Origin of the sequence: Enhygromyxa salina (assembly GCF_002994635.1) — a bacterium.
Lineage (GTDB): Bacteria > Myxococcota_A > Polyangia > Nannocystales > Nannocystaceae > Plesiocystis > Plesiocystis salina_B.
The window spans coordinates 166,093-192,996 of the sequence record NZ_PVNL01000042.1 but is presented as its reverse complement, the minus strand read 5'-3'; the positions used below and the strand labels follow the sequence as shown (position 1 = coordinate 192,996).

Annotated in this window: 21 protein-coding genes; 10 read left to right on the top strand and 11 right to left on the bottom strand. The window is 69.2% G+C overall.

Features of this window, described 5'->3' with window-relative positions:
* The first annotated feature begins 31 nt into the window (after positions 1–31).
* The 3 genes from ENSA7_RS10180 to ENSA7_RS10170 all read left to right on the top strand — a co-directional run bounded on the left by ENSA7_RS10180 (position 32) and on the right by ENSA7_RS10170 (position 2,419).
* Positions 32–361, top strand: a complete 330-nt coding sequence (locus ENSA7_RS10180) for a hypothetical protein (protein ID WP_146157544.1) — start codon at positions 32–34, stop codon at positions 359–361.
* Positions 362–367: 6 nt separating this feature from the next.
* Positions 368–1,282 (top strand): hypothetical protein, encoded by a 915-nt coding sequence (locus ENSA7_RS10175; RefSeq protein WP_106089029.1) that lies wholly within the window; start codon positions 368–370, stop codon positions 1,280–1,282.
* A 258-nt stretch (positions 1,283–1,540) separates the two neighbouring features.
* Positions 1,541–2,419: a hypothetical protein gene (locus ENSA7_RS10170; RefSeq protein ID WP_181233573.1), complete on the top strand. Its 879-nt coding sequence runs from the start codon at positions 1,541–1,543 to the stop codon at positions 2,417–2,419.
* 29 nt (positions 2,420–2,448) lie between these two features.
* On the opposite strand, the gene ENSA7_RS10165 is transcribed toward ENSA7_RS10170, so the two are convergent.
* Both ENSA7_RS10165 and ENSA7_RS42190 read right to left on the bottom strand, forming a co-directional pair.
* Positions 2,449–3,744, bottom strand: coding sequence for a tetratricopeptide repeat protein (locus ENSA7_RS10165; RefSeq protein WP_106089027.1), 1,296 nt, complete (start codon positions 3,742–3,744; stop codon positions 2,449–2,451).
* 36 nt (positions 3,745–3,780) lie between these two features.
* On the bottom strand, positions 3,781–5,244 hold the full coding sequence (locus ENSA7_RS42190) for a tetratricopeptide repeat protein (RefSeq protein WP_146157542.1): 1,464 nt from the start codon (positions 5,242–5,244) through the stop codon (positions 3,781–3,783).
* Between the two features lie 133 nt (positions 5,245–5,377).
* On the opposite strand from ENSA7_RS42190, the gene ENSA7_RS10155 reads away from it, so the two are divergent.
* A complete protein-coding gene (locus ENSA7_RS10155) occupies positions 5,378–5,878 on the top strand; it encodes a hypothetical protein (RefSeq protein ID WP_106089026.1) in 501 nt (166 codons plus the stop codon).
* Between the two features lie 18 nt (positions 5,879–5,896).
* On the opposite strand, the gene ENSA7_RS10150 is transcribed toward ENSA7_RS10155, so the two are convergent.
* Positions 5,897–8,623: a serine/threonine-protein kinase gene (locus ENSA7_RS10150; protein ID WP_106089025.1), complete on the bottom strand. Its 2,727-nt coding sequence runs from the start codon at positions 8,621–8,623 to the stop codon at positions 5,897–5,899.
* Between the two features lie 66 nt (positions 8,624–8,689).
* Between ENSA7_RS10150 and ENSA7_RS10145 the strand changes: the two genes are divergently transcribed.
* Complete coding sequence (locus ENSA7_RS10145; protein WP_146157541.1) at positions 8,690–9,214, top strand: hypothetical protein; 525 nt, start codon at positions 8,690–8,692, stop codon at positions 9,212–9,214.
* 15 nt (positions 9,215–9,229) lie between these two features.
* Here the strand turns inward: ENSA7_RS10145 and ENSA7_RS10140 are convergent, their stop codons facing one another.
* Complete coding sequence (locus tag ENSA7_RS10140) at positions 9,230–9,862, bottom strand: RNA polymerase sigma factor (protein ID WP_244923766.1); 633 nt, start codon at positions 9,860–9,862, stop codon at positions 9,230–9,232.
* 51 nt (positions 9,863–9,913) lie between these two features.
* Complete coding sequence (locus ENSA7_RS10135; protein WP_181233571.1) at positions 9,914–10,726, bottom strand: sulfite exporter TauE/SafE family protein; 813 nt, start codon at positions 10,724–10,726, stop codon at positions 9,914–9,916.
* 188 nt (positions 10,727–10,914) lie between these two features.
* Between ENSA7_RS10135 and ENSA7_RS10130 the strand changes: the two genes are divergently transcribed.
* Positions 10,915–12,558, top strand: coding sequence for a hypothetical protein (locus ENSA7_RS10130; RefSeq protein ID WP_146157540.1), 1,644 nt, complete (start codon positions 10,915–10,917; stop codon positions 12,556–12,558).
* 3 nt (positions 12,559–12,561) lie between these two features.
* Here the strand turns inward: ENSA7_RS10130 and ENSA7_RS10125 are convergent, their stop codons facing one another.
* Positions 12,562–17,574, bottom strand: coding sequence for an AAA family ATPase (locus ENSA7_RS10125; RefSeq protein ID WP_181233569.1), 5,013 nt, complete (start codon positions 17,572–17,574; stop codon positions 12,562–12,564).
* A gap of 420 nt (positions 17,575–17,994) precedes the next feature.
* Here ENSA7_RS10125 and ENSA7_RS10120 point away from each other — a divergent pair, with 420 nt between their 5' ends.
* Complete coding sequence (locus tag ENSA7_RS10120; protein ID WP_181233567.1) at positions 17,995–18,705, top strand: metallophosphoesterase; 711 nt, start codon at positions 17,995–17,997, stop codon at positions 18,703–18,705.
* 199 nt (positions 18,706–18,904) lie between these two features.
* Positions 18,905–20,860 (top strand): hypothetical protein, encoded by a 1,956-nt coding sequence (locus tag ENSA7_RS10115; RefSeq protein WP_106089020.1) that lies wholly within the window; start codon positions 18,905–18,907, stop codon positions 20,858–20,860.
* Here the strand turns inward: ENSA7_RS10115 and ENSA7_RS10110 are convergent.
* The 5 genes from ENSA7_RS10110 to ENSA7_RS10090 all read right to left on the bottom strand — a co-directional run bounded on the left by ENSA7_RS10110 (position 20,821) and on the right by ENSA7_RS10090 (position 25,832).
* Positions 20,821–21,402: a thymidine kinase gene (locus ENSA7_RS10110; RefSeq protein ID WP_106089019.1), complete on the bottom strand. Its 582-nt coding sequence runs from the start codon at positions 21,400–21,402 to the stop codon at positions 20,821–20,823. The genes ENSA7_RS10115 and ENSA7_RS10110 overlap by 40 nt on opposite strands.
* Before the next feature lie 8 nt (positions 21,403–21,410).
* Positions 21,411–22,937 (bottom strand): M20/M25/M40 family metallo-hydrolase, encoded by a 1,527-nt coding sequence (locus ENSA7_RS10105; RefSeq protein ID WP_181233565.1) that lies wholly within the window; start codon positions 22,935–22,937, stop codon positions 21,411–21,413.
* 367 nt (positions 22,938–23,304) lie between these two features.
* Positions 23,305–23,976, bottom strand: a complete 672-nt coding sequence (locus tag ENSA7_RS10100; protein WP_181233563.1) for a DUF3291 domain-containing protein — start codon at positions 23,974–23,976, stop codon at positions 23,305–23,307.
* A gap of 5 nt (positions 23,977–23,981) precedes the next feature.
* Positions 23,982–24,443, bottom strand: a complete 462-nt coding sequence (locus ENSA7_RS10095) for a TOBE domain-containing protein (RefSeq protein ID WP_146157538.1) — start codon at positions 24,441–24,443, stop codon at positions 23,982–23,984.
* A 210-nt stretch (positions 24,444–24,653) separates the two neighbouring features.
* Positions 24,654–25,832 (bottom strand): hypothetical protein, encoded by a 1,179-nt coding sequence (locus ENSA7_RS10090; protein WP_106089015.1) that lies wholly within the window; start codon positions 25,830–25,832, stop codon positions 24,654–24,656.
* A gap of 241 nt (positions 25,833–26,073) precedes the next feature.
* Here ENSA7_RS10090 and ENSA7_RS10085 point away from each other — a divergent pair, with 241 nt between their 5' ends.
* Together ENSA7_RS10085 and ENSA7_RS10080 are read left to right on the top strand one after the other, a co-directional pair.
* Positions 26,074–26,337: a hypothetical protein gene (locus tag ENSA7_RS10085; protein WP_106089014.1), complete on the top strand. Its 264-nt coding sequence runs from the start codon at positions 26,074–26,076 to the stop codon at positions 26,335–26,337.
* A complete protein-coding gene (locus ENSA7_RS10080; RefSeq protein ID WP_106089013.1) occupies positions 26,334–26,606 on the top strand; it encodes a hypothetical protein in 273 nt (90 codons plus the stop codon). The genes ENSA7_RS10085 and ENSA7_RS10080 overlap by 4 nt, the downstream gene beginning before the upstream one ends.
* Positions 26,607–26,904 lie beyond the last annotated feature (298 nt).

The following is a 26,904-nucleotide window of genomic DNA, read 5'->3' as shown; positions in this document are numbered from 1 at the left end:
GTTGGCGTCGCGCCGCTGCGATGATGGGTGCATGAGCACGCCGCCTCGTCGACTGTCTTTCGCCGTCGGTTCTAGCTTGCTGACGGCTTCGCTCGCGCTCGGGGCCGGGGGGTGTGACGAGCGGACCTCCAACCCCGGGCCAGACCCGGAGGCGCAGCAGCCCAAGCCCAAGCCCGAGGAGCCGGTCGTCAATCCGCTCCCGCCGCCGGATCCGGTCGCGCGGCCCAACGAGGGGCCAGAGCCGGATCCCGAGGCAGTCGAGCCGGTCTACGTCAACGAGGGCCCGGAGCCGGATCCGGAGCCGAGGCCCGACTCCCCGAAGGTCAACACGGTACCGACAACAGCGCAGGCACCACAGTGAGTCGCGATGTCGGACCAAGCGCCCGACGCCGAGCTTGCGGTCCCGCGAGCGATTGAGCAGATGTTGGCGCCCGCTGGTGAGCGGCTGGGCGGGGCGCACCGCAAGCAGGTCCACCGAGATCCCTGGCCGGCCTTCGAGCAATTCGATCCTACGCCCTGGTCGCTCGAGCAGCGCCGCGCGGCGGCCTTGCAGTGGGCCGGGCGGGCCCGCAACGAGCACGGCTCGGTTCAGCAGTTTGGCCAGCTCACCCAGGTCCTCGCGAGCGCCTGCGTCGAGCTCGAGCTGCTCGGCGTGCTCGCGCGGATGATCACCGACGAGGTCCGCCACGCCGAGCTGTGCGCGCGGCTGGCCGCGGTGATCTGGCCGGAGGGGCGCACGCTCGAGCCGAAGCTGTTTCGCTGGCCGCAGCCGCGCCCGCCCTGGAGCGATCCGCCGAGCCCCCGCGAGCGCCTGGATCCCGAGCCGCGCCTGGCCTGGGCGGCGGGCGCGATCCTGACCGCGTGCTGCCTGGGCGAGACCCTGTCCAGGCCGATGCTCGAGGCGCTCGTCGTGGTCACGACCGAGCCGACCGCCGAGGCCGTGAGTCGGCAGATCCTCCGCGACGAACACCTGCACGCGACGTTTGGGTTCGAGGCGCTCGCGCTGCTGCTCCCCTGCATGAGCGAGACCGCCCGCGCGGGCTTGCAGACCCAGCTGGCTGCAGATTTCGCCGGGTTCGAGCGCTCGGTGTGCGGCAAGATCCGGATCGCCGACGTCGCCGAGACCGAGGTCATCATCGAGCGCGGGGCGCCCAACCTCGGGGTGCTGACCGAGCACCAGTATGCGGTGATCTTCTATTCCTGTCTCGAGACCGAGATCTTCCCGAAGCTGCGCGCGCTCGGTCTCGATCCCGACGCAGCCTGGCGAACCCGCGGCGGGTGAGCGCGCGTTCGCGAGTAGCCACATTGGTCAATGGTGGAACTATGCGCATTTTTTGACCGACAGCCAGCGAGAAACGAGCTTGTAATACGACGATTGCCTCGGGCAAGATGGTTGGCGTCGGTGGTCGTCGTGAACGTGCAACTTCCAGCAATGCGAAAGCGGCCATGGCTGGGGTGTGCGCAATTCCAGACGCCGACTCGGGCGACGCCGCGTCGATTGGTCGCACAGACCCGTGAGGAGCAGCTGTGGCGGCGTTGCGTGCCCCGCTTGTTCGCCCCTGGTGAGCAGCCTGCTCCGCTCACGCGCGCGATCAACCACATCGGCGTCACCCCAATGGCGCACGTCACGTTCTTGAACCTGGACTATCAGATCTATCTCAATCAGGTGCTCCACACCGCTGGGGGCACGTGGCTGACCCACCTCGTCTGCGTTCCGCTCAACGTCGGGCTGCTGTTCTACGCGCTCGCCATCCACACTGGCGGGCCGGACTCGATGTTCATGAACGCGGGGCTGGTGCTGCTGGCCGTGCTCGCGGCCTGGTACACGGCGATGGCGGTCAAGCTGCGCAGCGGGCTGTGGGCGGGCGTCGTGCTGGCCGTGCTCGCGGGGCTGTGGCTGGTGGCCAACGTGTGCGCGGGCTTGGTGGCGGGGGGCGAGCTGGCGTGGTTTCTTCGGCCGATCACCTTGGTCGCGGCGGTCTCGGCCGTGCAGGCCTACTCGCATCTGTTCGAAGAGCACGTTCCTCCGCGGGCTAATTTTCAGCAGCGCTGGCAGCCCGTGCGCGAGTTCATCTGGGGGGATCCAGCCACGGTCACGCTGCAAGCTCGGCTGCAGCGGCTGGCGTGGACGCCGATCGGCGGGCTGTGGGGGCTGCTCGACGAGTGGTGGGCCAGCGCCAAGTTGTTGCCGCTGTACCTGCTCGAGCTGCTGTGGGCGCTCGGGTATCGCCGCGCCCAGCGGGAGCAGATCCGCGGTCGCTCACTCGAGGCGCTCGCCAGCGGCGATCCAGCGCTGGACTGGGTGGGCATCGGCGGTGGGGCCTCGGTCGCTGCGCTGGGTGAAGCGAGCGCCAGTGATCACGACCACGATGACCAGCACGAGGCGGCGGCGGCCTTGGCCGAGCTGAACTGGGTTTAGTGCGGCGGTTTAGTGCTGGGGTTTCGCGCTCACGCCTCGGTCCAGCTCAGGCTCAGCGTCTCGTCGGTGGTCCCGCAGGCGTCGACGCGGACGTGGTCGTGCTCGACGGTGACCTGACCCAGCTGGCCGCTGGCTGCCCCGCTGCGCACGATGTCGAGGATGACCTCTCCGCTCGCGAGGTTGATGAACAGGTCGCGCTCGACCGTGCGCGTGGCCGTGCAGGAGTAGGGTTCGTAGTTGGGGCTGTAGTAGGGGTCGCCACCGTCGTCGCCACAGCTGTAGCCGTAGCCGTAGCCCTGATACCCAGAGCTGGCGTAGCCGGAGCTCTGATAGCCCGAGGAGCCGGAGCTCTGATAGCCCGATGACCCGGCGCCAGCGTAGTAGCCCGAGCTCGCCCCCGCCGAGCCGAGCGCGGCCGCGCTGCCGAGCGCCCAGTCCGAGGTGTCGACCTCCTCACGCGTGTCGCTCACGACCCGCACGCGCAGCAGCTCGCCCACGCGCTCGAGCGACAGCGAGGTCTCGTCCCAGCAGCTCGTCCAGCTCGGGTGGGCCACGTCTGCCAGCACCGACACGCTGCCGTCGGCGTGGGGGACGACCAGGCCGATCGACGCCTCCAGTCCGATCTCGAGCCGCACCAGTCGGGGCTCGTCTGCCTCACACTGAAGGCCTTCACCGCACAGGAGGTCGCGGGCCTGCGCGGCGCTCGACGGGACCCCGTGGACGCGGGTCTCCTCATGGTGCGGGTACCCAGGCCGACCGCGCGGATCCAGCGAGCTGAGCGGGATCTGCTGGGTGTCGGGCAGCCCGCCGCGCAAGTCGTTCCAGGCCGCCAAGAAGTCGTCGTTGCGGGTCAGGGGGCGGCGAGCCTGGTCGACCTTTGCCTCGCAGGGGGTGAACCCTTGCGCCCGCGAGAGCTCGTGGGTGCGCACGTGATAGCTGTCGATCGCCGTCACCGTGTGCGTGGGTGACTCGGCCTGAAGCTCGGCCAGCAGCTGCTTGGCGGCCGCGTATTGACGCAGCCCAAGCAGCGCGTCGACCCGGGCCAGGCGCAGGTCCACGCGCTCGGGCTGGAGGTTCGCCGCGAGCTGCAAGGACTCGTTGGCCGCGCTGTAGTGGCCGGCCGCGAGCGAGGCTTGGCCGCTGAGCGAGGCCGCCTCGGCCATGGTCAGCGGTTGGTGTGGCGAGTCAGCCTCGAGCCACTGCGCAGGCCTGGCGCCCAACCCCGATTCGGGCGCGGCGTTGGCCGCGAGCTCGCCCGCCACGACGCACGAGCACAGGCCCACCACCGGTAGCAGCAACAGCGAGCGAGGGTCGTGGGTGAGCATCGCCGCCCGTACGCGCGAGCGCGGGCCGAGATTCCGTCACTGCAGCAGGAGCCAGCCGAGCATGGCGAGAATCACCAACACGACCACCGCGGCGCCGCGAGAGCGCTGCGGGGGCAGCTGGGTCAGCTCACCGTCGGTCCGCAGGCCAGTCGCCACCTGGGCCTGCTCGAGCTGTCGCTGGAGATGCTCGCGCTCGCGGGCGTCGAGCTGATCGGTCTTCAGGGCCTGCGTGGCCACGGTCATGACGTCGCCGTAGCGCTTCGTCGCGGCGTAGAGGTCGACGAGCGCGACCGCGGTCGAGCCGGTGAACTCCCGCTCGAGCGCGCGGACCAGGCACTGGATGGCGAGGGTGGGATCGTCGAACTCGACGTGATCCGCGAGCTCGAGCAGCGGCTCGGCGCGGGTCGGAAAGTCGGTGGCGATCGCCTGCAGGGCGCCGACTCGTGCGTTGCCGTCGCCGGTCTCGAGCTCGAGCAGCGCGAGGATCTGCACCGCGTGCATGCGGGTGTCGAAGTGGTGGGGATCCTTGGCGAGCGCGGCGTCGACCCACCGCCGCGCGGCCTCGAGCTCGTCGAGGTCCGTGTGCGCGTGGGCGAGCCCGCGCAGGGCGTCGACCTGCTCGGGATCGGCGGCGAGCTGATCGTTGAACCACGTGCGGGCGCGCTCGGCCACCTCGCGCGCGATCGTGGGACCAGTGCGGCCCAGCGCTCGCTCGATCCGCCCGCGGGCCTCCGACCCGCGTCGATCGTCGTCGATCCGCTCCCAGGCCGACCACGCGAGCGTGGGTTCGTCGTCCCGCTCGAGCGCCGACGCGAGCGCAGCGAACAGCGCGTGGTGGTGGCGGGCAGGCGGGCGCCTCGCCCCGCGGGTCCACAGGTACGCGGCCGCGAGCTCGCCCGCGGCCGCGAGCTCGAGCAGCGCGACCAGGTCAGCGTGGGCCTCGGGCTCGCTCGCGCTCGACGTCTGGCGGGCGGCGAGCTCGGCGCTGCGAAAGTCCCCGCGCGCGAGCGACCCGTTCAAGTGGTCGAGCGAGCCGGACGGCTCAGGTGCGGGCGACTCGGTTGGCGGCTCGAGCTCGCTCGGCGACGAGTCGAGCAGCACGGCGGCGCTGGTCTGGCTCGTTGGAGCGGGGTCCGGCGTCGATCCGGGCGCGGCTGCCAAATTCTGAACCCGCTCGAGCAAGGCCGTGACCGCCTCGGCGCCGGTCGAGCTCGGCCGCAGCGTGAGCTGTGTGCCGTCGGCACAGCGGACCTCGAGCGTCGACGTGAACCCGTTCGAGCTCAGCTGCACCGCAGGTGCGCCATCGTCTGCGAGCGCGAGCCACTCGAGCGAGTCGAAGATCGACGAACGGCACAGCATCGCCAGGCCGTCGTCGAGCTCGAGCAACCAACTCTCGCCGCCGAGCGACCCGGGCGAGCCGGGGCTGCGGAACGCCGCACGAACGCGCGACGGTGGCAGCGAGGCGGGCAGCGCGGTGAGGAGCTCGGACGGCAGTGACACGCGGGCGAGTGTAGGCTCGATCGCCGCTGCCGTCGGGCTCTCACCCATGAGGGTGTGTTAGCTCTCGAACATAGCGTGGACGTCGCGGCGGCGGCTCGCACTCCGGCTCTGGGCCCCGCGCCCGGAGCAAGCAATGACACGCACCCTCATTCAGTCCCTGTCTCCCTTCGTTCTCGTCCTCGCCCTCACGCTTGGCCTCGCCACTGGCTGCGATGGACTTTCCGACGACGCCGATCTCGACGCGCTGCTCGACGCCGACGAACCCCTCGAGCTCGGCGTCGAGCAACAACCCCAGGACTTTGCGGAGGCCGAGTACGTGTGCAGCATCGACCCGGACGCGGCGGTCTCCCTCCCCGAGCACGCCGCCGCGCCGTGCAACGAGTGGCTCACGGACGAGCTCACCGTCATGAGCAGCGAAGCGCAGCTCCCCACGGCTGGCTGCAGCCAGTGGCAGGAGCACTACTTCGTCGAGACCAACATCAGCTGCGGCGGCTGGGGCGGAGGCTCGTGCACGGGCACCAACTGCTGCACGCTGGCGCGGAAGTACGTCCGAACGTGTTCGGCGTGTCCGCCGTCGGTGCCGACCTCATGCGGCGGGTGGACCTACGCCGGGACGATCTGCGCCTGCGGCTGAGTCGGGTCAAACGACGAGCTACTCTGGAACCTCGAGGCCGAGCAGCTCGTGCTCGCGCGCGCTGACGCCGACGCTGACACACACGCGCTCGAGTTCGGCGCGGTCTTGCGCGCTCGCCTCGCCGAGCGAGGCGATCAGGATCGGCTCGCTCGCCGACGTTGACGCGTCGCTGCGAAGCGCGAGCACGGCCTCGAGCAACTCGAGCTCGAGCGTGTCGACGCGGTCCCGCTCGATCCCCGCGAGCGCGGCGCGGGCGGCCGCGAGCCGTCCGCTGCCAAGCTCGACCGCCACCAGGCTCAAACGAGCGAGCGCGACGGCGTCGCCGTCACTCGCGTCGAGCGTCGAGACCAAGCCCGCGCGGGCGAGGTCGAACTCGCCGAGGCGCAGCAAGCTGCGAGCTCGATAAACGCGGGCCCAGAGCGCCTGGCCGTCAGCTTCGGCGAACCGCTCGCTCGCCTCCGCGTAGCCCAGCACGGCCGTCTCGTAGTCCTCGCTCAGATACGCGATCGTGCCGAGGTTGTAGTTGGCGTAGGCGAGCTCGTCGTTGGCATCCGGCGCGACCTCGACGAGCAGCTCGACCGCGCGCCGTGCCTCGGCGACGGCCCGCTCGAGCTCGCCTGCTCGCTGAGCCAGGGCCGCGCCGAGCTGGTGGGCGTCGGCGAGCCTGCGATCGATCGGGGTCCCACCCGCGTCCCAGCGCGCGAGGGCGAGGTCGAGCTCGCGGCGAGCGAGCTCGACCTCGCCCGCGTTGTAGGCGACCAGCGCATAGTTGATCCCGGCGAGGCTCGTGCGCGGATGGGTCGGACCGAAGTGGTGCTCGCTCGCCTCGCGGGCTTGCTCGTACAGCCGCAGCGCCCGCGCGAGCTCGCCACGCGCCTCCGCCAGCAATGCCTGGCGCTGGATCACGAACGGGCGTCGACCCTGGTTGGCGCCCGCCTCGTCGAGGGCCACGATCGCCGCCTCGAGCTGACGCTCGGCTTCATCGTGGTCGCCACGCTCGAGCGCGATCGCACCAGCCGCGAACGCGAGCCCGACGCGCGCGTCCGCGTCCTCGCCGACTCGCGCCCATCCGTCCTGGGCCCGCTCGAGCCAGCGCTGGGCCGCGTTGGGATCATCGAACTCGCTGACCGCGTGCCAGCTCAGCTCGGCCCACGCGCTCGCGGCGAGCCGGTCGTCGCCGACCCGGTAGGCCTCGCGTGAGGCGCTCTCGAGCAGCTCGCGTCCGCGCTCACGCGATCCGGCCATGAACTCGGCGGAGGCGAGCTCGGCCTCGTACTCGGCGAGCAGTGGTCGATACTCGACGGCCTCGATCCGAGCGCGAATCGGCGCGAGGGCGGCGAAGTTGGGCTCTGGATGGCCCGTGAGTCGTCGGGCCTTGGCCTCCCGGAAGACCTGGCGGATCGCGTCGACCTCGTCCGCCTGGGCGGAGGTCGGACGCGCGACGCTGGTCACGAGCAGCTCGTCGTCGACGCAACGGGTCGGGCCAGGGACAGCGCGGGCGAGCTCACGCGCCTGCGCGAGGGTCCGTCGATCGGCCAGCTCGAGCTCTGCAGTCAGGGCCGCGACCCACAGCCGCTGATCCTCGAGGCAGGCCTCGCGGCGAAGCACCACGAACTCGCTGACTCCGCCCGCGCGCTGGGTTCGGCACAGCTGCGCGCGAGTCCGACGCCACGCGAGGCCCCAGTCCTCGAGCGAACGCCACAGCTGCTCGGCCTCGCCCGGGCCCCGCTCGGCGTCGACGGCTGCGAACGAGCGCCGAAGCGCGTCAGCTGGATCCTGACCCCAGGTCGCCTCGAGTGCTCGCGGTGACACCTCGCAGGTGTCGGGCTCGGGCACGACCGACCACACGCCAACGGTAGCGATGATCACGGCGCCGACTCCCGCGAGCGCGAGCCGACGCCGCCGCGGCCGGGGGTCGAGCGCGTCGAGCAGGCTGTCGAGATCGGGCCAGCGACGCGCGGGATCGGGGTCCAGGCCGCGCCGCAGTCGTCGCCAGACCCAGCGTGAGCCCGACACGCGATGCTCGGCGAGTCGATCACGGGGCGGGAGCTCACCCCACAGCACCTCGTGAAGGGCCGCGCAGAACGAGTACTGATCGCTGCGCGCGTCGACGGTCGAGCCCTCGTGTTGCTCGGGGGCCATATAGCGGGGCGTCCCGGCCCGATCCGCGGCGTTGCGATCGACGATCGCCAGGCCGAAGTCGACGACTCGGACGCGTCCGTCTTCCCCGATCAGCACGTTGTCCGGCTTGAAGTCGCGGTGCACGACGCCGACGGCATGAGCCGCGGCGAGGCCAGCACCCGCGCTGCGAAAGACCTCCAGGATCTCAGCCCGGGTTCGTGGCGCGGCGTCGAGCCACTGCTTCAGCGTCGGCCCGGCGACGTACTCCATCACGACATAGGCCCGGCCGGCGTGCTCGCCGAACTCGTGGATCTGGACCACATTGGGATGGGACAGGCGCGCCAGGGCCCGCCCCTCGGCCTGCAGCACGACCACCTGCGCCTGCGCACCAAAGTCGGCGCTGAGCACCTTGACGGCGACGCTTCGGTCGAGCGTCTCGTCACGGGCGAGGAACACCTCGCCCATGCCCCCAGCGCCGAGCAGGCGGACGACCCGGTAAGGCCCAACCCGCAGGAGTGCCTGACCAAATAGCCTATGGTTGACGGCGGCGAGGATCCGCTCGTGCTCGAGATCGTCGACCGGAGCCTGGAGGCGCTCGGCCACATCGAGCGCACCGTCGGTCACGTCAACGATTCTAGCCAGAACTTGGACGTCCCGCGACTGGCGAGCACTACCCTTCGAGGAGACGAGATGAACCACATCAGCCGAACCATGCTGTCCCTGTCGTTGCTGACGATGTCGCTGAGCGGCTGTGAGCTCGCGGCCGACGATGAATTCGACGCCCCGCGAGCCGGGGTGCTCGTCAAGCCGATTTGTGGAGAGTCCGACCTCGACTTCGTCGTCGACTTCCCCTCGAGCGAGGTCGAGCACCTGAGCGATCAGGGCCCCGTCGTCGTGCACGAGATGGAGTACGGATTCGAGGTCAACGACGACGTCGCGCTCCACTTTTTCGGCCTCTACGACGAGGTGCTGGGCATGCAGGTGTTCGTCGACGGGGTCGAGCTCCCGTCGCAAAAGTCGGGAGCCGAGCTCACGTTCGTCGTCCCTCGACCCGAGCAGCTCGAGCCCGTGTACGAGTTTCGGTTTCGGCGAGCGACAACCCGCGACGGCCAGAGCTCGAGTCAACCGACGGTGATCCTCAAGCCCAAGAAGGACTGCCCGACGGGCGATCCCCCAACCCCCGAGACGCTGCCGCCCCAGGACGAGCTGGACTGAGCGCGTTCACGCCGATCAGCTTGGAAGCGCCTCGTCGGTGGCCATCTGCTGGCGGATCCCCGCGACCCAGTTGTCGAGCCCGCCGACCGTGCTCTCGAGCTCGGCGGTCGACTCGGCGAGCAGCTCGAGCTCGCGCTCGAGCAGCTCGCGCGCGCGGCCCATCCGGCTGCGCATGGCCGAGGCCGAGAGCCCCAGGATCGCGGCGATGTCGACCGTGTTGAGCCCCTCCCAGTAGTACAGCTCGAGCGCGATCTGGTGCTGGATCGGGATCCGACGCAGGGCCTGAAGCAGCAGCCGATGCTCGCGGCGACGCGCGATGATCGACGTGGGTCCCGGATCGAGCGCCGCCATCGAGCTCGCCCCTTCGTCGATCTGGCGCGCCTTGATCGAGCTCCGGATGTAGGCTCGAAGCACGTTGTGGGCGATCCCGTAGAGGTAGTGCGGGAGCTTGTCCGGCTGATCGATGCGCTGGTGGCCCTCGAGCAGCGCCAAGAAGGTGTCCTGGACGAGATCCTCGACCGGGGCCGAGACCTTGTTGCGAAAGAACCGGGTGATCCGTGGCGCGTGGCGTCGAACCAGCTCTTGCCCCGCGCTCGGATCGCCGCCCTGCCAGGCACGCAACAGTTCGGCATCGGGACGCGGCTCCACGCGGGCAGCTTAGCTGGTTCGATCGTCGCGTGGGCAGGGTTCGTCGGGCGCTCAGCCCAGCGCCGACCACAGCATCATCACGCCAGCGATCGCGACCATGATCAACACGAACCAGCGCACGACCGACGCGCCCTTCTCCAGCTGCCAGCGCGCGCCCAGCCACGCGCCCAGCATCGTGCCGGCTGCCAGCACGATCGCGGGCGCCCACGCGACCTGTCCGGCGAGCATGAACACGGGCAGCGCCACGCAGGTCGACGCGAAGATCAGGCTGGCCTTGACCGAGTTGGCGCGGACCAGGTCATAGCCGAGCTGTCCGCTGAGCAGAGCCAGCAGCGGGAACCCGACCCCGGCCTGCAAGAACCCGCCGTACAGCCCGACCGCGAGCGCGAGCAGGTACGTCAGCGCGGTCGGCTCGCGCTCCTCGTCGGGCGGGTGCAAGAACCGCTGCGGCTTGACCACCAAGATCACCGCCCACGCGAGCAGCAGCGCGCCGACCAGCGGGCGAAACAGCCGGTCGTCGAGCAGCGTCGCCAACCACGCGCCCAGCAGCGCGCCCCCGATGATCGGCAGCGCCAGGCGCAGGCTCGAGCGCGGCGCACGGACCCCGCTGCGGCGGAAGGTGCCGATCAAGATCGCGTTCTGAGCGAGGATCGACACGCGCAGCGTTCCGTTGGCGGTGCTGGCCGGCAGTCCGAGCCCGACCAGGACCGGGATCGCCAGGAACGATCCGCCCCCCGCCATCGCGTTGATGACCCCCGCCGCGACCCCGGCCGCGAGCAGCAGCGCGAGGTCGAGCCAGGGGTTGCCGAGCAAGCTCAAGCCGCCCAGATCCAGGGCCGAGATCGCGTCGAGCGCGGGCTTCACGAACCGGGACGCTAGCAGGTATTTTGAGACCCCCACAGTGACCGTGGCACTTCGCCGACTGCAGCCGCGGGCACATGTGTGCCCCCTTGAAGGGGGCGTTGAAGCCATTTCCCGTGGCCATGCCTCACACGACCTGCGGAACCATCCAGCATTCTCTTCCGCTCGGCGAGAGGTGATAGCTTGTGACCGTGCGCGCGTGGACCCTGGTGATCCCCCGGGTCGGGCTGGCTGGCTCGATCGCCCTGCTGACGGCAGGTCCCGCAGCGTGCGGGCTTCAGCTGGTCGAGGGTGCCACAACCGAAGAGGGTGGATCCGACAGCGGAACCGGCGAAGTCTGCGTGGTTGGATCTCAAGGGTGCGACTGCACGCTCGGTGGCGGCTGCGATCCTGGCCTCGAGTGCATGGCGGGGCTGTGCGCCGAGCCGATGTCCGAAGAGGAGACAGGGACCTGCGTGGGTCTGGGCTGCCCGTGTGACCTGGAGGCGCCCTGCGAGGACGGCCAGCTGTGCGTCGACGGGATCTGCGAGCTCGACACCTGCGGCGATGGCCGGGTCGATCCAGGCGAGGCCTGCGACGATCTCAATTCGATCGAGGGTGACGGCTGCGACAACGACTGCACGCTGACCGAGATCACCCAGCTCTCGCTGGGCGGGGTTCACACCTGCGCGCTGATCGAGGGCGGGCGCATCCGTTGTTGGGGCCACAACGGCGCCGGTCAGATCGGGTTTGGCGCGAACACGGACATCGGCGACGACGAGGTGCCCGCGATGGTGCCCGATCTTCCGCTCCCGGCCGCGGTCCAGGTCGCGGCTGGTGGCGCGCACACCTGCGCGCTGTTCGAGAACGGCGACGTGCGCTGCTGGGGCTTCAACACCTCGGGTCAGCTCGGCTATGGCAACAGCGCCGAGCAACTCGCGATCGGGGACGACGAGACCCTCGAGGGCCTCCCGGTCGTCGACTTGATCGCGCCCGCCAACGGGATCGACGTGGGCGTGCTCCAGACCTGCGTGCGCGTGGCCGGGCAGCTGCGGTGCTGGGGGAGCGGGAGCTACGGCCAGCTGGGCCTGGGTGGGGTCGCCAACATCGGCGATGACGAGGTCCCGCTCGATGTCGCCGTCGTGGCGCTGGGTGGCGAGCCGGTCAAGCTCGGGGTCGACGGCGCCCACGGCTGCGCGATCATGGCGAGCGGCGGCCTGCGCTGCTGGGGCCGCGGCGACAGCGGGCAGCTCGGCTACGGCAACACCCTCAACATCGGCGACAACGAGGATCCCGAGGTCGCGGGTGAACTCGAGCTGATCCCGCCCGAGCTGCCACGCGGCACGACCATCGTGGATGTTGGGGTCGGGCTGGTGCACAGCTGCGCGCTGCTGTCGACCGGCGATGTGCTGTGCTGGGGCGCCAGCTTGTCGGGCCAGCTCGGTCGAGGCAGCGGCACCGCGTGGGGCAACCTGGCTGGCCAGACGCCGTCGAAGCTGCAGCCGATTGAGCTGGGTGGCCCCGCGGTCGCGCTGGCCGTTGGGTATCAGCACAGCTGCGCGATCTTGGAGGGCGGCGATGTGCGCTGCTGGGGGGACGCCGGGTCGGGCCAGCTCGGCAACGGCGACGAAGAGTCCGTCGGGTTGATCAACGTGCCCGCTGATCGGGACCCCGCCCAGCTCGGCGGCCCGGCCCGACGGATCGCCGCGGGTGCGGCCCACACCTGCGCGGTGCTCGAGGGCGAGGATGTGATCTGTTGGGGCAGCAATCAATTCGGTCAGCTCGGCTACGGGTTCACGCACACGATCGGCGACGACGAGCTGCCCGAGGTCGCTGGGCGCCTCGATCTGCTGTAGCGCTCAGCGACCGGTCCTGGGTGCACCGCTGCGGTGCATGGCAAACGAGATGCCATCTTGCAGCGTCGCCCGGGTGGCGAGGTCGCCGATCGAGAGGTCGAGGTCGATCAGCGTGCGCGCGAGCGCAGGGTGGATGCCGGTCAGCACGGTCTCGGTGCCGAGCAAGCGGAGCGTGCGAGCGGTGGTGACGAGCACGCGCGCGACGATCTCGGTGTTGACGTTGCGGACACCCGTGAGATCGATGAGCAAGGTCCGCGTGCTGTGGACCCTGCTGTCCTCGAGCACCGACTCGAGCACGTGGCGCGCGCGCTCGTCGTCGACGACCCCGACGAGGGGCAAGACGCGGATGTGGTCGGTGATCGGGATCAGCGGTGACGACAGCTCGAGCAGTCGCTTGCGCTGCATGTCGATGACCTGATCCTGCAGAGCCGTCCGCGCTCGCTCGCTCTCCTCACGCTGCTCGAGTTGGTGGAGCAGGCGTTCGTTAGCCTCGCGCAATTCGTCTGTGCGAGCTTGGACCTTGGCCTCGAGGCGCTCGTTGGCGTGGCTGAGCTCCGCGCCGACCCGGCTGAGGTCTGCGTAGAGGCGCGCGTTCTCCATCGCTCCGGCGGCCTGGGTGCTCAGCGTCTCGAGCAGGGCGACTCGAGCGATGCTGAACGCGCCCTTGACCCTCGGGTTCTCCACGTAGAGCACACCAACGAGGATCTGGCGGTGGACCAGGGGGACACACAGGATCGAGCGGACCTCCGCGCGCGCGACGTGCAGATCCTGGGCGCACCTCGGGTCGTCCTGCGCGTCCGCGAGGACGACCCCCGTCCGGGTCCGAGCGACCAGGCGAACGATCGAGGTGGCGACGTCCCGGCAGTCGTCGAGCGGTGTGTCAGCGCCGATCTGCAGCTCATCGGGCTGCACCGCCCCGCGGGCCCCGAGCACCAGATCGTCGCCCCGGACGATGAACAAGCTCGCGTGCACGCCCCCCGCGTTGTGGAGCACGAGCTGCATGATCTTGCCGATCAGCGCCTCGACGTCGACCTCGCCGGCGAGCGCTTCCGTGGCACGCAACACCGTGCTGAGGTCGATGACGCGCTGCGTGCCGGTCGTCGAGGTGGTGTGGGTCGCGGTTGCGATCTGGGCGTGCTGGTTGGGATTATCGCTGTCGGTCAGGGTCGAGACATGCTCCCTGAACCGGTCCCTGAGCGCTGCCGCCACACCCGTCGCGCCCCACCGGACGTAGCAAACGTAGGCAGCGTTGAGATACACGGGGGCGATCCGCCTGCGCCCGAGCGCGTGGTAGTAGCGGCCGGCGAGCTCGTTGCCGAGCGCCTCGTACTGGATGAAGCCATTCGTGCGAGCGGACTCGAGGGCCTCGTCGTACAGCCCGGCGGCCGCGGGCGAGTTGTCCACGCGCGCCACTTCAGCCTGAAGCAGCAGGTACTTGTGCTCGAAGTTCGCCGGGCAGTGCTGGGCCCACAGCGCGAACTTCTGGAGGTGGAGCTCGACGCTGTCGGTCGTGGCGTCGGGTGAGGCGAGCAGCGCGAGCGCCTCGTACAGGTAGAAGGTCGCCTCGATCGGCATCGCCATGACCGCGCCGAGCACCGGGCGGGCTTCACTCGCGGCCGCGAGGGCCGCCTCATGGCGCCCCTTCGTGTACAGCGTGATGAGCTCGATGATGTGAAAGAACGCGATCCCGCAGCCGAAGCTGGCCTCGGTCACGCGCGCCAGTGAGGCGCGCTTGTCAAAGACTTCGGTGGTGGGCGCCGACGCCTCCTCGGTGTGGCCCTCGAGAAACGTCAGGTACTGCTCCTGCATCCGAATCGTCTCGAACACCGCGTGATTCTTGGTCTGGGTGGCGAAGGCCTTGTAGCGCTCAGTCAGCGCGCGCACCTTGGTCGGCGTGTCGCCGGCCTCGATCGCCTGCCACGGGGTCTCGAACGCCAGGTAGCCAGCGTACACGTGGTCGCCGACCTCGAGGCACGCGTGGAACGCCCGCTCGAGAATCGGGAAGTCCGTGCGGATGTGGTGGCGCCAAAAGTTGATGTGGTCGCCGTGGAGATGGAGCAGGCAGCCACGCAGCGACGTGTCGCCGAACCGCTCGTTGAGCGCGATCGACAGCTCCGAGAACTCGAGGCCACGGGGGATCTCGCCGAACGCCGCGACAGACATGAGCCCGTACGCGCTGTACGCAAAGCACGACGCCTCGGTGTTCCCGTGCTGCAGCGAGAAGTTGACCATGCGGAGAGCCGCGAGCGGGAACACCTCGGGACGCCCGATATAGGCGCACGGCAGCAGCCCAGCCAGGAGCCCCATGATCCGCTCGTGGCGAGGGTCGCTCATCCGCGGCGCGTCGATCAGCGACGCGACGCTTCGCTCGCCGAGGTTCTCTGGCACGCGCGCGGCCTCAGCCCCAGTCGCAGCGCCGACGCCCTCGGCGTCCTCGGGGAAGGTCACGCCGAGCTTCGCCAGCGCCGCATGAGCCAGGTCGACGCCGTCGTTGTAGCGCCCCGCGACCTGGTACAGGCGCAGACGGATCGTGTAAATTTCGGCCTCGTCGAGCTGGTCTTGGGCGTGCTCGATCAGCGCTTGGAACAGCTCCTCGGCCACGGAGAAGCGGCCGCACAGGTACTCGCACTCGGCCAGCTCGCGGTGGAGCTCGAAGCACAGCGAGTAGTCAGTCGCCCACGCCGACGCGGGCAGTGAGTTCGTGCCCCCACGCAGGTATCCGGTGGCGGCGTCATAGGCGGTCGCCAGCTTCGCGCGCCGACCCGCTTCGAGGTTGAGTCGCGCGAGCTCGGTACGTTCGGCTTGGTCGGTGAGCAGCGGTGCGCCGTGGTTGAGGTGGTTGACGATCTCGAACAAGCGATCGTCCGAGTCGCCCGCGACCCGGTCTGCAAGCAGCGGGCGGCCGATCTTCAGGTGGAGCTCCATTCGCCGATCTTGATCGGTGAGGTCGTAGGCGGCCTGCTGGACCCGATCGTGCAGGAAGCGGTAGCGGAGATTCACGGCCGGCGAATCCGTCAGCACGTGCATGAGGTGATAGTTCGCATCGAGCGGGACGATCAGGCCGAGGTCGAGCGCCGCCCACAGGCTCTCGCTGATCTCCCGAGCCGAACGTCCGGTGATCGTGATGAGCGTGTGAAAGTCGAAGCGGTGGCCGATGCAGGCGGCGATCGTGAGGATCTCGCGGACGCTGTTTGGGAGGCGCAGGATCTTGGCCGCCATGAAATCGACGACGTTGTCGGTGTAGGCGTGCCTGTTGATCGCCTCGAGGTCGTACACCCAACGTGTCGTCGCGTCTGCGTCGTAGCGCAGCGCGCCGTCAGCATAGATCTCTCGCAGGAACTGATTGGCGAAGAACGGATTGCCGAGGGTCTTGGCGTGAACCACACGCGCGAGTGGCTCGCACGCGTCGGCCTTGCTCTGCAGCGTCTCGCTGACCAACTCACCCACGTCGGCCGCCGACAGCGGCTCGAGCTGCAGGATCCGCGGCTCGACACCCCCTTCGCGCAGCGAGTCGAGGACCAGCGACAGCGGGTGCGCGCGGTCGACTTCACTATCTCGATAGGCCCCGATCAACAGAAAGTGGCCACGTGCACGATCGAGCAGCAGCGCCTCCAGCAGCGCGAGCGATGCTGGATCGGCCCACTGCAAGTCATCGAGGAACAGCGCGAACGGATGCTCGGGCTGGGCCAAGACGTCGATGAACCGCTTGAACACCAGGTTGAAGCGGTTTTGTGACTCGGTCGACCCCAGCTCCGGCACCGGAAGCTGCGGTCCGACAACCAGCTCGAGCGCTGGGATCAGCGCCGTCAGGACCTGACCGTTGGCGCCCAACGCATCTTGCAGGCGCTGGCGCCAGTCGTCGAGTCGCGACGCGCGCTCACTCAGGATGACCTGGATCAACTCACCAAAGGCCGCCCCGATCGACGCGTATGGGGTCGTGCGATTGAATTGGTCGAACTTGCCGGCGACGAACAACCCGTGATCGGCCGCGATCGGCTTGTAGATCTCGTTGACGAGCGCAGACTTGCCGACGCCCGCGTAGCCAGTCACGAGGATCAGCTCGGACGCGCCGTCGCGGACCCGGGAGAACGCGTCGTGGAGCTCACCGAGCTCGGTCGCTCGCCCGAACAGTCGCTGCGAGATCTGCAGCGCGCCCGTGTGATCGTGGGACCCGAGCGCGAACGACTCGATCTCCCCGTGCTCGCTGAGTGACGAGAGGCAGCGCTCGAGATCGGCGACCAGGCCCGCGGCGCTCTGGTAGCGATCCTCCGCCGCCTTCGCCAGCAATTTCATGACCAGCTGCGCCACGACCGGCGGAACCTCGTCGCCGAGCGCCGGGGGCATGCGCGCAATGTGGCTGTGAATGAGCTCGAGCGGATCATCGCTCGTGAACGGTCGGGTGCCCGCGAGGCACTGATACAGGGTCACGCCGAGCGAGTAAAAGTCCGTTCGGTAGTCCAGCCCGCGATTCATTCGCCCGGTCTGCTCGGGCGACATATACGCCAGCGTCCCGTCGGGGGCCTCGGGGCGAATGAAGGTCTGCACCTCGCTCGCGATTCGCGTGGTGATCCCGAAGTCGATGAGGTGGACCTCGTAGGTCTCGCGGTCGACGAGAATATTGTGAGGTTTGATGTCTTTGTGAAAGACCCTCGCCCGGTGGAGGTCACCGAGGATCCTCGCGACCTGCACGGCGATCTGCAGGCTCGCGCGTAGATCCAGGCGCGAGGACGCGAGCAGCTGGCTCAACGGCGGGGCCGGAATTCGGTCGAGCACCAGCGCCACGCCATTCTCGAACCGCTCGATTGCGCGGGCGGTTGGAATGCCTCGAATGTCGAGGGCTTGCAGCAATGCGTATTCGTGCTCGATCTTGGCGTATCCGCTGGCGGATCGGTGCTCTTCGCTGCTCAGCTTGATGACCACGGGCTGTCGGTCTTCGTCGCAGAGACCCTCATACAAGACGGTCCCGCGACCGACATGAATCCTCTTGGTGAGTGTGTAGCCGGCGAACTTATCCATGCGTCTTTTCCGCGAGTCGGTAGCTTCGAGAATACAGCAAACGAGCGCCTCGAAGCGCTCGATGTCCCAAGCGCGTTTTTCACACAATGACACCAGGTAGCTCGTGCGAACCTCGCAATAGCATCGGCACCATGACCAGGAACCCATATTCGCACTCGATGTCGATTTCGCGCTTGCCGGGCCGTGAATGTGATCAGTGTACAATCCACCATCTGCGCTGTGCAACGCTGTCCCTGGGTCGATTCGAGCGATGTACCATTGCGCGCATCGCCGGGCGAAACCAAACCTACCCACTCGGGGGCCAGCCCACCTCCAGGTGGAGCGTCGCACGATCGAGGAGACGATCCGCGAGTGGCGCATGCTCGGCCGGATGTGCGAGCCAGGCGTTGCACCACGGGCTGCTGGTGTATAACGCTGTACGTGCGCTGGATCGTCGGAGACCTGCAAGGCTGCGCCCGCGAGCTCGACGCCCTGCTCGCCGCGATCGCCTTCGACCCGGCGCGCGACCAGCTGTGGGCGGCCGGGGATCTGATCAACCGCGGCCCGGACTCGCTGGGCGTGCTCCGGCGCTGGCGCGAGCTGGGCGGGCGCGGCGTGATCGGCAACCACGAGATCTACGCCCTGTGTGCTCGGGCCGGACGCTGGCCCCGCAAGCCCGACACCCTCGACGAGCTGTTTGCCGCCCCCGACGCCGAACAGCTGTTCGCTTCCCTGCGGGCGCTCCCTGCGTTGGCGTTCCTACCCGGCCTCGAAGGCGGGCGCGACGTATGGCTGGTCCACGCGGGCATCGATCCGCGCTGGCACGATCTGCACGCTGCAGCCGCGCGGATCAACGCGGGCGAGCACGACGATGACTGGCTGCAGTCCGACGAGGTCTCGTTCGCAACCCGGGTGCGCTGCTGCACGGCCAGCGGCGAGCGCAACCGGTTCGACGGGGCACCCGAGGGCTGTCCGCCGCCGTTTCAGCCGTGGGACTCGTTCTACGCTGGCGACGCGTTGATCGTGCACGGCCACTGGGCCCGGCGCGGTCACTATCGCGGGCCCAACACGATCGGCCTCGACTCTGGCTGCGTCTACGGGGGGCCGCTGACGGCGTGGTGTCTCGAAGAGGACCGCGTCGTGCAGGTCTAGGCCCTGCAAGACGCGAGCGCGACGACTCGCAGCGAGGTCCCCCGCGCCGAACATTTTTCTGGACCGAACCCCAACCAGCCCCGTTCGTGGGGCGGTGCCATCCGCCCCGCCCGCAGTCCTCGTCCAACATGACCCGAGACTGCGCGCGACGGCTCGGCGGCTGACCATCGCGGCTTGGGTCGCGTTTGCGCTCGGCCTGGTGCTCAACCAGCTCGGATTCGGGAGGCTGTTCACGCACTCGAGCCCCGGCAACGGCGAGCTGTTGCGCGAGTTGTTGTGGGCCTCGCCCGATTGGTTCCTGATCGGGTTGGCAGTGATCACCGCGCTCGCGCCAACGCTCGCGATCTGGCCGCGCCGCACGACAGCGACCGCGGAGGTCGACCGAGTCCGTCGTCGGCGTGTCATCGCGCGCGTCGGTCTGTCAGGGGCCGTGCTCATGGCCGCGCTCACGCAGCTCGACATGGCGCTGTTTCGACGGGCGATCGATCTCGGCGTCGAGCTCGAGGGCTGGGACTTCGGCTGCGTGTGGCCAACCGGCAACTATCAGGCCGCGTTCGTCGGGTTTGGGCGGCTCGCGGTCGTGCTGCGCATCGAGGCCGCGGTGATCGACGCACGCGCCCGCCCCCCGGGCTGTCGCGGGCTGTGGCGGGTTGGCCTGGCGTGTCTGCTGGCCGTCTGTGCCGCCGCGCCGCTGGCCTCGCTCGGCGTCGAAGACTTCGTGGCGGGGCAGCACCCGCGGCCGTGGGTGCTTCCGGGTGTGGCCTACGTCGTCGCGTTCGGTCTGCTCGAGCTGTGCGCCCGACTTGGGCTGCTCGACCGCCGCTCCACCCGACGGCGCCGCACCCCTCGCCCGCTTGCTGGCGCACCTGCCCCGGTCCCGCTGCAACGCCCCGCTCGTGGGTCATCCCAGCCGCGCGCGACCCCAGATCCGGCCGCGCTCGCCATGGGCCATCGCGCGCTCGCGCGGTCGCGGAGCTGGGTCGCCCTCGGTGTCCTCGCCGGCTGTCTCGCGGTCGTGATCCTCGCCTTGGCCGGAGCCGGGGAGCTGCTCTACGCGTTCGAAGCCCGCGAGGGGTTTCCGCTGGTCGGCATGCTGCTGCTGCTCTGCGCCGGGCTCGGGTTCGTCTGGCTGCAGGCCCCGCTCGAAGCCGACGCCCCAGCGCCAGTTCGTCAGCGCTTGCCCAGCCCCGGGCTCGAGCGCGCGCAGCTCGAGCGCGGCGCGGACCCACAATTCGAGGAGTCCTACTACGACTTCATCGCTCGGTTCGAGGCGCTCGCCCCCGATGAGCTGGAGGCGCTCGCGACCCGCGGCGTCGATCGGGTCCGGGTGCGCAGCCTGCCCGCGACCTGGGTCGACGCGACGCGGTTGTTCGATGCAGAGCTGCGCCGCGGCGTCCATCGTGAGCTCATGCAGATCCGAGCCACGATCATCGGGCGGCCCACCGCGGATCCCTATCGCGCGGATCTCGGCGAGTGTGGCCTGGTCGACAGCATCGGGTTGGGCTGGCTGCGCCGCGGCAAGGCGCGAGACCTCGAGCTTGGTCAGACGCACAGGTCTCGCAGCGTGATCGTGCTTGGGGCAGTGCTGGCTTGGGTAGCGATCGCCTTCGACGTCGGCCTGAGCGCCTCGGGTGTTCCCCTGCATGTCTGCATGCCAGGCGTCGGGGAGTGTCGGTTCGCGCTCGACTGGCTCGACTGGGAGTCGAGCGGCCTGGTGTTGGTGACCCTCTCGCCGCTCGTGGTCTGGGTGATCGGCTTGGCTCACCACCGCGTCGCCACGCGCTGCTTCGCGCTCGCCTTGCCCAGCCCGGTTCACGACGACCCGCAGCTCGACTCGCCCCTGTCATCGCGGTTCATGGAGGCACTCGACGACCTACCCCAAGCACGCGGGCCATGGCGGGCGCGCAGCCTCGCCGCGTGTTGGGTGGTGCTGGTGACGGTCGTGGCGTTGAGCGCGTGGGTCAGCTTTGGGCCCGAGCCCTGGCTCGAGCGCGCGGTCGATGCACCCGCGCACTATGTGTTGTTCGTGACGTTGGTCAGCTTGGCGCTACTCAGCATCCGGCCGATCCGCGTGGGTCACCGCCGACTGTGTGCCCGCGTGTGGCTCGCCGAGGCTCAGGAGCCTTCGATCACGCCAGGCAGCCGCTCCACATAGCAGACATGACACGCGGGCGCGTAGCTCTCGTTGGCGCCCAGCTGGATCTGCTCGCCGTCCGCGGTCGGCTCGCCGTCGACCAACCGCATATTGAAGATCGCCTTGCGATTGCAAAACTGACAGGTGACCTTGATCTCCTCGATCGAGTCAGCCAGCTCGAACAGCCGCTGGGCCCCGGGAAACAACCGGGTGCGAAAGTCAGTCCGCAGCCCATAGCAGATCACCGGCACGTTGCAGGTGCGGGTCACGTCGCGCAGCTGCTCGATGACCTTGATCGACAGAAATTGCGCCTCGTCCACCAGCACACAGTCGAGCTCGGCGAAGAACGGCGGATCGAGCTCGGTGTCGTCCTCGAGCAGCAGATCAACCTCTTTCTTCAGACCCGAGCGCGAAGCGATCACGCGGCCGCCAAAGCGATCGTCGAGCCGCGGCTTGAGCAGCGCCACGCGCTTGCCCTGCTGCCGGTAGTTGTGGGCCACCGCCAGCAAGTTCATCGTCTTGGCGCTGTCCATTGTTCCGTGGCGAAAATACAGCTTGGCCATGACGTGACTCAGTGCGCGGCGGCGGGCTCGGGCGTGGCGGTGGGCTGCGGCAGGTCCCGCTCGGCCAGGATATAGGCCATGAGCGCCAGCGCGGCCGCGTTGCGCTCGAGATGGTAAGGCGGGATCTTGTCGATCGTGTCGGCCGGGCTGTGATGCAGGTCGAAGTAGTGGCTGGTGTCGGGTCGCAACGCGATCCCGAGCATGCCCTCCGCCGTCAGCGGTGAGATGTCGGCCCCGCCGCCGCCGACCACGAAATTGTTGGCCCCGAGCGTCTCGAACAGCGGCGCGAAGCGGAGCAGCGAGTCGAGGTCGGCCTGGCTCTGGCCCACGCCAAACCCCCACGGCGCCCCCGCGCCGCTGTCGGACTCGATGCCCGCCACGTGCAGCTCGTCCGCGTGGGCCTGCGCGTACGCCTTGCCGCCGCGCAGGCCGTTCTCTTCGTTGGTGAACAACACCACGCGGATCGTCCGGCGCGGGATCAGGTTGAGCTCCTTCAACATCAGCGCGGCCTCCATGGCCATCAGGCAGCCCGCGCCGTCGTCGGTGCTGCCGTCGCCGACATCCCACGAGTCGATGTGTCCGCCGATCACCACGATCTCCTCGGGCTTCTCGCGCCCGCGCAGCTCGGCGACCGCGTTGGCGCTGACGGCATCGGGCAACAGCTTGGCGCCGAGCTGCAGGCGAACCTCGATCGTCTCTCCGCGCGCGGCCATGCGCGTGAACCACTCGGCGTCCTCCGGCGTGATCGCGGCCGCGGGGATCTTGGGCTGCCCCTCGGCGTAGTTGAGCGCGCCCGTGTGCAGCGTTCGCAAGCTGCTGGCCGTGACCGAGCGGATCAGCACCGCCTTGGCGCCGTGCGCCCCCGCCCGCGAGGGACCGTGCGCGCGGATCTGGACCGTGGACCCATACGACGCGTCGTGGTGCTCGTAGTCGTAGCCGGGCATCGCTTGATTGATCACCACGATCTTGCCGGCCAGCTCACTCGCGCGGCGATCGAGCTCGTCTAGATCCGCGACCACGATCACCTCGGCGGTGATCCCCCGTCCGGGCGTGCCCACCGTCATGCCCAGCCCGAGCACGGGCAGCGGTCGCTTGACCGGCCCCAGGATCTCCGCCGACTCGCTGCCCCTGACCCAGTGCGGGACCATCACCTTCTCGCGGCGCGCGTCCGTGAGCCCGTCTGCCGCCATGGTCTCGATCGCCCAGTCGATCGTCTTCTCGAGCGACGCCGAGCCGGACAGGCGATGACCGAAGGTGTCGGCGACATGGGCGAGCCGGTCCCACGCGCGGGTGTCGTCCTCGGCCATCGCCGTCAGCTTGGCCGCAGCCTCGACGTACTTGGCCTCGAGCGCGGGCGTGCGCGGGGCCACGCTGCCGCTCGTCGGCGGATCCACGCTGGGCGCGTCCGCGGCCGCGCTCGGCAGCGGCATGTCCCCGGCCGGCTGGGCCCAGACGGTGTTGGCCGAGCCCTCGCTCGCGCACCCGCTCGCCCACGCTGGCGCGGTGATCAGGACTGCGAGGAGGCCCGCCCGCAAGCCGGGCGCCAGACAAACGCGAGCGATCCCGATGGAAGCGGCGGTCTGCGACATACGCCAACCCATACCCGGCCCGCGCTTGCGGGCGCAAGCTGGGGGGCGGCCCGGTCACGGCGCGGCGCCTCGCATTGGCCCTCGCTCGCAGAGATCGTCGTGTTCTGCGGTTTCGCGCCGGCCCCGGCCTGCGCTGTCGCCCGGCTCCGGGCCAGCACGACCGCCGTCGTTCGCACCACCTGGACCGCGCCGGTCTGCCCGCAGACGCTCGGCCGAGCACCCACGACTTGGTGGGTGCTCGGCGCGACTCGGCGAGGGCTCGGGCTTCTGTTGCGGTGTGCCGAGCGCCCCCCTGGGGTTCAACTCAGTGACGTCAGTGGATGTTTGGCTCGATCTCGTCGATCTGTTCGAACGCCTGGGCCCACAGATCGGGCAGGTCCTCGGCCGTGATCTGCCAATGGGTCACGCGGTCGGTGAGCGAGACGCTCGCCGCGTTCGCCATCGCGTTGGCGTGTGCGTTCGAGAACACAAACGCCATCATGGCCTGCTCGTCGCGCCAGACACCCAGCGTACGCGCGAACCCACAGGTCGGCTCCCCGCCCAGCGAGACCGCGATCAGGCCCTCGCTCTGCATGATCTCCGCGACGACCTCGTCGAGGTAGGCGTCGAAGTCCTCGGCGGCCTCTGGGGTGTCGCGGACCATGATCTGCGTGGTGTGGGCCACGTACGACTCGGCGGCTGGCTCGAGCAGCCCCATCTCGGGGTCATAGCCAGGCCCGGCCAGCGGCGAGGCGCCAAAGTTGGGGTCGACACAATCGTAGAGCGCGCGGGTCGCTGCGTCGCCGTCCGTGGTCTCGCCGCTCTCCGTGTCGGCCGTGTCGGCAGTGTCGGCAGTGTCGGCAGTGTCGGTTGCGGTGGTGGTCTCCGTCTGGCTATCAACGGCCGTGTCCGTGTCGCCCGCGGGCTCGCCACAGCCAATTGTGCCGGTGGCGAGGGTCCCCGCGAGCAGCACGCTCGCCCACACCTGATATCGAGTCTGATTCACATGCATCATGTCGGTCCTTCAGTTTGGTTGTCGATTGTTGCGAAGCTCAGCGACGCAAAGTGTCGGTCGAGTCGCGGCGAGTAAAAGCCGGCGCGCTCGCCCATGACCGAGACACGCACCCGCGCGCCCGGCTCGGGTCCCGCGCCCATGATCACGATCCAGCGATCTTGCGCGTCGGTCCGCAGCTGAAAGTAGGTGTAGCTGCCCGCGGACAGCACCTCGGCGACCTCACCCTCGAGTGTTGCCGTCGCGGCGGGCTCGAGCCCGAGCGGTGGGCCGCTCGCGGTCTTTTCGGGGTGGGCCGGGGCCGCTCGGTGGGTCGGCGTGCGGCTCGCGACCGTCGCGCTGGCCAGGGCGGCGTGCTCGTTCGACGCCGCCGGCTGGGTGCACGCGACCGTGCTGCTCACGCACAGACAGGCGATTAGCACCTCCAAACGTACGCGGATCTCGGTTTTCGGGGTCCTCACGGGCACTCGAACACCGCCGCAGCCCGAGAGTGTCACCTCGCTCCGTAGTGCACGGCAGCGGCTGGGATCTCAGCGAGGATGCGGCCTACTCGCGCGGTGGCTGACCCGGCGGCGGTCCGCTCTCGTCGTGCCGAAGCGGCCGGCGACGACGGTCCGCGAGTCAACCCGCGAGCGTCCTGAACGCAGTGAAGGCCCAGCCCGAAGGGCCTGCTAAAACCCGAGCTGCCCCGGGAAGCCCCGCCCCGAGCGGGAGCCCTTGCCTCGGTTCACCGTCGTCGCGCGTGCGGGCCCGCGGCTGCCGCACTCGAAGGTGCGTCGCTCATGGCTGTTGAGCGCAGCGTCGCCGTCGAGGCCCTCGCACGGTGCACCGGGCGCGAGCAGCAGCTCACGGCGGGCCTCGGCGTCCCATTCGTGGCCGGAGAACGCGAGCAGATCGGGGACCGGCAAGTGCAGCGGCGGATGTCCGACGGCGAGCGAGTCCTCGCTCGCCGTCACGGCCGTGGGCCCGGTCGCGAGCATCCGGCGACCGCGACCGTCGAGCACGAGCATCTGCTCGTACGAGAGACCTGCGTGGACCTCGGGCCAGGCGAACGCGTAGCGCAGCGGGGCTTCGAGGCCGGGCAGGCGCGCGAAGCTGCCGGCGGCGAGGGCTGCCGGCAGCTCCTCGAGGGTGCCCATGCGCGGGTGTCGAGGCAGCACCATGGCGCTGCGCAGGGTGAGATCGATGCGCTCGGTGTCGAACTCGCGGCACAGCGAGCGCGCGAGCGACTCGACGCGTCGCTGAAATTCCTCGGGCACATGCTCGTGACCGTGGACGCGCCGGGTCGGGAACCGGCGCTCGATGTAGTGGGCGGTGCGCTGGGCGAGCGTGTCCCAGGGCTCGTCGGCAGGCGAGTTGAGCTCGGCGATCAGGCCGTGCACGCGCAGGCGCAGCGGGTAGCCATCGAGCGGGATCAGCCGATGAATCTCGACGTCGACGGCGAGCTGCAGCTGCGGGCGCTCGGTGGCGATCTCGCCCCGATAAGGATCGAAGATCGCCGCCTCGCTATCGTCGCGGGTGGCTTCGCGCACGAACAGGCGCAAGCAGTCAAAGTCGACCGGCGCCTCGCTGGCCTGCTCCGACAGCGCGTCGATGTCCTCGGCCACGCCGACGCGGTCGACGAAGCAAGCCGCGCCGTCACGGCTGCCGAACACCGCGTCATCGATGCCACGGGCTCGCAGCGCCCCGAGCACGCGCTCGAGCGCGGCCGCGAGCCGGAGCCGACGCTGCTCGGCGAGCTGCGTGGTGAAACCGAAGAACGTGCTCAGCCGCGCGAGCGCACCTGCCTCGCGCGGCTCGAGACACTGCAGCGCGGCAGAGGAGAGGTACAGCTCGGCTTCGTAGAGCACGGCCGAGTGTAGCGGACCCGCTGGGTCCGCGGGACGGTCGCGTCAGCGAGCCGAGCTGAGCGCCTCGCGGTCGACCTCGATCGCGAGGCGCTCAGGGTCTCGCGCCCGAGCAGCTCGGCGTCGTTCAGCGTCGTCGCTAGCTCGGTGAGGGCGGCCGCGGTCTGCGTGGGCTTGGGCTCGGCGACTTGCTCGGGGTTCGGAGACCGGTAGAGTACTGCCTCGAACGGGACGCGATAGACAAATGTTCAAACAGACCATCTTTACCGTCGGGGTGTCCTTCGGCGTCGGCGTCGGCCTCGCTCACTTGCTCCCCGCGGCGCACGCTTCGAAGTGTGACTTCTCCGAATTGGAACTCGAACTCGCGGCCGTCGAAGGCGACATGGCGCCAACCATGGAGCAGGAGTTTTGGGCCAACAAAGCCAACCTCAGTGGCGCGAATGCTCCCACTTTGCGTCTGACTCTGTTTGGACCTGATTCGCCTTCCATGGTGTTGGAGCCGCGATGACGGTTGCGCGCAAGCTGTTGAAGGCTCGAGTCGCGCTTGTCGGAGCGGGTCTGGCTGCGGTCGTCGCGGGGATGTTCGTCGGCACAACCGGGTGTTGTGACGTCGAGCCCATCGCGGATGCCAGCTACGAGATCGTCGAGAGCCCGAATCGTCCAGAGCTAGTCGGCGCCACCGTCGAGATCCACGATGACGTGGTCGAGATTTTCTTTGCCGACGTCGACAGCGACATGTGGATTGTGCGCTACGCAGTCGCATCCAGGTCGCCGTGAGAGCAGCCGCGGCGCGGACCCCCCAAACCCGGGCTGTCCCGACGAGGCGCCCCGACACTTGGGACGGCAGATTGCAGCACTGTAGAGATCGTCATGCTCTCGCGGTCGTGGTGTGCACGAAGTGCGAGGCACTTGTGGGGGACGAAAGGAGGTTCATCAAGAGTCTTGACGGCACAGGTGACCGTGTAGTAATCACACCGACGTGCCGCGAGGTCCGTGGGCGAATGGAGCTTAGGTGTGATGGGGAAATTGGGGAACCAGCCATTGGAGGTTGCCCAATGAGGATACGGCGATCAAA